This is a genomic window from Clostridium sp. UBA5119 (assembly GCF_002414285.1).
GTDB lineage: Bacteria > Bacillota > Clostridia > Clostridiales > Clostridiaceae > Clostridium_J > Clostridium_J sulfidigenes.
In genome coordinates, this window is record NZ_DHYX01000045.1 from 19350 (window position 1) to 23318 (window position 3969).

The 3969-nt window shown below is 27.9% G+C and carries 6 protein-coding genes; 5 read left to right on the forward strand and 1 reads right to left on the reverse strand.

Going from position 1 to position 3969, the window contains the following annotated elements; genetic code table 11:
• The first annotated feature begins 88 nt into the window (after window positions 1–88).
• The 5 genes from B2671_RS06490 (at window position 89) to B2671_RS06510 (ending at window position 3324) form a co-directional block, all read left to right on the forward strand.
• Window positions 89–1057 carry an NAD-dependent epimerase/dehydratase family protein gene (locus B2671_RS06490; RefSeq protein ID WP_346869675.1) on the forward strand — a complete coding sequence of 323 codons (969 nt, stop codon included), beginning with the start codon at window positions 89–91 and terminating at the stop codon, window positions 1055–1057.
• Window positions 1058–1127: 70 nt separating this feature from the next.
• A complete protein-coding gene (locus tag B2671_RS06495) occupies window positions 1128–1817 on the forward strand; it encodes an HAD family hydrolase (protein ID WP_346869676.1) in 690 nt (229 codons plus the stop codon).
• A 121-nt stretch (window positions 1818–1938) separates the two neighbouring features.
• Entirely contained in the window at window positions 1939–2565 is a 627-nt protein-coding gene (locus B2671_RS06500) for an HD domain-containing protein (protein WP_346869677.1), read from the forward strand.
• Between the two features lie 203 nt (window positions 2566–2768).
• Window positions 2769–2984 (forward strand): hypothetical protein, encoded by a 216-nt coding sequence (locus tag B2671_RS06505; RefSeq protein ID WP_346869678.1) that lies wholly within the window; start codon window positions 2769–2771, stop codon window positions 2982–2984.
• 37 nt (window positions 2985–3021) lie between these two features.
• Entirely contained in the window at window positions 3022–3324 is a 303-nt protein-coding gene (locus B2671_RS06510; protein WP_346869679.1) for a hypothetical protein, read from the forward strand.
• A 91-nt stretch (window positions 3325–3415) separates the two neighbouring features.
• Here B2671_RS06510 and B2671_RS06515 read toward each other — a convergent pair whose 3' ends face one another.
• The gene (locus B2671_RS06515) at window positions 3416–3859 is read right to left on the reverse strand and encodes a MarR family winged helix-turn-helix transcriptional regulator (RefSeq protein ID WP_035135338.1); all 444 of its coding nucleotides are present in this window, start codon (window positions 3857–3859) and stop codon (window positions 3416–3418) included.
• Between the last annotated feature and the right edge of the window lie 110 nt (window positions 3860–3969).

A 3969-nucleotide genomic window follows, 5' to 3' on the forward strand; every position in this document is an offset into this window, starting at 1 on the left:
ATGAAAATTTACATAAAAATACGATTAGAGATGTTTTTAGAAAGTTTTTTATAAAAGCTTTAAATTTATAGATGTAGAGGTGGAGAAAATGAAAAAAATTTTAGTACTTGGTGGAACCTATTTTATAGGAAAATCCATTGTACAAGCTTTATTAGGTTCTCAGAAAGATTATGAAATTTACACCTTAAATAGAGGAAGTAGAAAAACCGAAGATAGAAGAATTACTAATATAATTTGTGACAGAGAAGATTTAAATGAAATGAAAAAATGTCTTAGTGAGCATGAATTTAATTATATAATTGATGTGTCTGGACTTAATGTAAATCAGTTAGAAATTCTTCATGAAGCCCTAAATTATGAAAAGTTAGAGAAATTTATTTTTATTAGTTCAAGTGCTGTGTATGATGTAGAAAATTATAAAATTCCATTCAAAGAATCATTTATGCTAAGAAAAAATAAATATTGGGGAGATTATGGAACAAACAAAATAGAGTGTGAAGAGTTTTTAGAGGATAAGTATAACTACAGTAATGTTCAGCTTATAATACTACGCCCTCCTTATGTTTATGGAGAAAATAATTATGCAGCTAGGGAAGGTTTTATTTTCCATCATATTATCAATGATAGGCCGATTCTAATTCCTAATGATGGGGAAACTAAAATTCAGTTCATCTACTCTAAGGACCTAGGCAATTTAGTAGAAGGATTTTTAGATACAAATCAAGATAATCTATCTATTTATAATGTTGGAAATAGCGAGGCAGTGACCTTTAATACATGGATAGAATTATGTGAGAAGGCTGCTGGTAAAAAGTCAATAAAACATCATTTTTATTATAAAGAAAAGGGGTATAATGAAAGAGATTTCTTTTCATTCTTTAATTATGACAATGTGCTGGATGTAAAAAAAGTCCATAGTATATTTAAAGAAGAAACTTCTATGTATGAAGGCTTAAAGAAGTGCTATCAATGGTATCTTCATAATGAATCCATGGTTATGATGAAAAAACATGTAGCAGAAAAGGAAGAAGAAATTTATAAGTTATTAGGAAAATAGTTCATAGTTTTATAATATGGATGTATAACTATGAATTTAGTAATATATTTAGTACGATATGGAGATTAAAATGGATAAGTTAATATTTTGGGATTTTCAAGGTACATTAGCTCATAATGAGTGGATGCTTAGTAAAGCTTTATTCAAGGTTTTATGTAAGTATGAACCATATACGGAAATAGGTATTGAAGATTTTAAGAAAATCTCATTAGTGGGATTTCCTTGGCAACAACCTGAAAAGGAATATGTGAATCTCACTTCTAGTAATGCTTGGTGGAACCATGCTGAAGATATATTAATAAAGGGATATATAAAGTTAAATATATCAGAAGAAAAAGCAGCTATCTACTCAAAAGAAATTAGACAAGTACTTGCATCAGGAGAAAGTTTTCAACTATATGAAGATACAATAGAAGTATTACAGTACTTTATGAAAAAGGGTTATTCAAACGTAATACTCTCAAATCATATTCCTGAATTACCTAAGATAGTAGAGAAATTAGGATTATCACCGTATATAATCGATTGTATATCATCTGCTAATGTTGGATATGAGAAGCCAAATCCTAAAATATATCATTATGCTTTGAAAAAGCATTGCAATTATAGGGATATATGGATGGTTGGAGATAGTATTTTAGCTGATGTAACAGGTCCAGAACATGTTGGGATTAAAGCGGTATTAGTAAGAAGTAATATAGAAGAAACTGTTAGATATTATTCAAAGGATTTATTAGGAGTGAAAGAAATAATAGTATAGAAAATTAATATTGAAAATGGTTAGCAATAAGCTATTGAGTTCATACAAGATAAGATAATCATTAGATTTAGAAAAACTATTTATTATACTGTGATAATTAAAAATACATTGGAGGATAGCTATGATAAAACAGTACACAAATTTAAATAATTTAGATATGTCTAGAGAAATAAAACAAAATATTGAAAGAATATTCATGGGGAATAATGGAGAAAAGACCTTAGAGCACAGTATTAATGTTGCTAAAACTAGTATTATAATTGCAGAAAAATATAACTTAGATAAAGATGTTTGTGAAATTGCTGGATATCTTCATGACATTAGTGCAATTATTAGCCCTGAAGACATGCTACAATATGCAAGAAGTAATTATTGGTATATAGATGAGGCAGAAAAAAAGTACCCATTTTTATTGCATCAACGCTGTTCAGTTGAATTAGCAAAGGAAGTATTTAACATAGAAGATAATAATATACTAGGTGCAATAGGTTGTCATACTACTTTAAAATTAAATCCTACACCATATGAGATGACTTTATTTATAGCTGACAAACTTTCATGGGATCAAGATGGAAGACCTCCTTTTTATGATTTAGTAAAAGAAGAATTAGATAAGTCATTATATCATGCAGCTTTAGCGTATATGAATTATATTGTAGATAATAAATTAATATTATATCCACATAAATGGTTTATAGAAGGAAAACAATGGCTAGAAGGGCATTGTAATACAAGTAAGGAGTTATGAATAAAGAAGAAAAGAATCAGTTTATAGTAGATACCATAGCTAAGGTAAATAAGATATTCTATATTCATTAAAAAATAGAGGATAAAGTATTCATAAATGAAACTTTTAAATTGGAATTTGTGGATAAAAAACTACAATATAAAGATATGGTAGATTATCATAGAGTTATGAAGAACCATTTAAATTAAATAGACTTTGAATATATGGTATGGCAAGAGTTTATAGAAGGATTTGCTAGATATAATGAAAATCTTATTAGAGAAAAGTTACAAGTAAAATTAAATTCTAATAAATTAGAAAAACCTTTTAGTAGAGTAATCTTTTATGAGCTAGGTAGTAGATCCATAAGTGCTATATTAAAAGAAAATCCTGAGATTAAGGGGAATATTAGATGTATATATGATAAAATTAATATATAATGGATGAACTTTAGATAAATGGTAGGGGGAGTGTTATATGGATTTTTTATATATTGTTATAGGGGTTATAGTGGCTGAGTTTATATGTTCAATATTGTTTAGAGGATTTAATGATAGCATTATTGGACTTTTTAAACCGATGCAGAAGTTTGTATCAAAATCTAAGAAGAAAGTATGGAGTGCTATAGGGTATGGTATTGCTGTTTTTATTGCTTTGGCAATTAAGGATAGTTTTGAACTACATTACATTTGGTATGGTATATTAATTGGAGTTTTATTGTCTCTTAATGACATAATCTTTGAGAGAGGAATATTTGAGAAGAGAATAGACAATTTATAATAATATTAAAGTAAAAAATTTTATAGTATTAATAAGGTATAAAGAATAAAAGGTATAAAGCTAGTTTTATGATAGCTTTATACCTTTTATTTTAATTTATTTTAGACATAACTCTTTTAAATTCGGATATTGCACCACTAAGAGAAATTAAATCTTCATCTGGTAGCACAGATAACTTTTCCTTAAGAAAGCTTTTCATTAAATCCTTTTTGATTTTAAAGACTTCATGGGCTTTTTCTGTTATTTCAATCCTAATAACTCTTCTATCCTTTGGATCTTCATATCTATTAACATAACCACACTCAAGGAGTTTATCTATTATTGGGGTCATATTGGGTTTAGATATACAAAGGTCTCTAGCTATACTAGACACCGATGAAGGTCCATTTTGAGCTAGGTAAAAAACCACTTTTACATGAGATGGTGGCACAACTGTATTTTTCATAAAGTCTTCTAATTTTATAATCTTTTTATGAAGTAGCATCATAAGAAGGAAAAAGTCCTCAGATAGTTTAGTTAAATTTTTTTCATCCATAATAATTCTCCTTTGGTTACAGTATTGAATTTCTATATCCGATGACTACCAGCTCTAATACTCCTATCTTCTTCAAAGTATGAGTAAAGAGCTGCTACGTCCCTGGATAA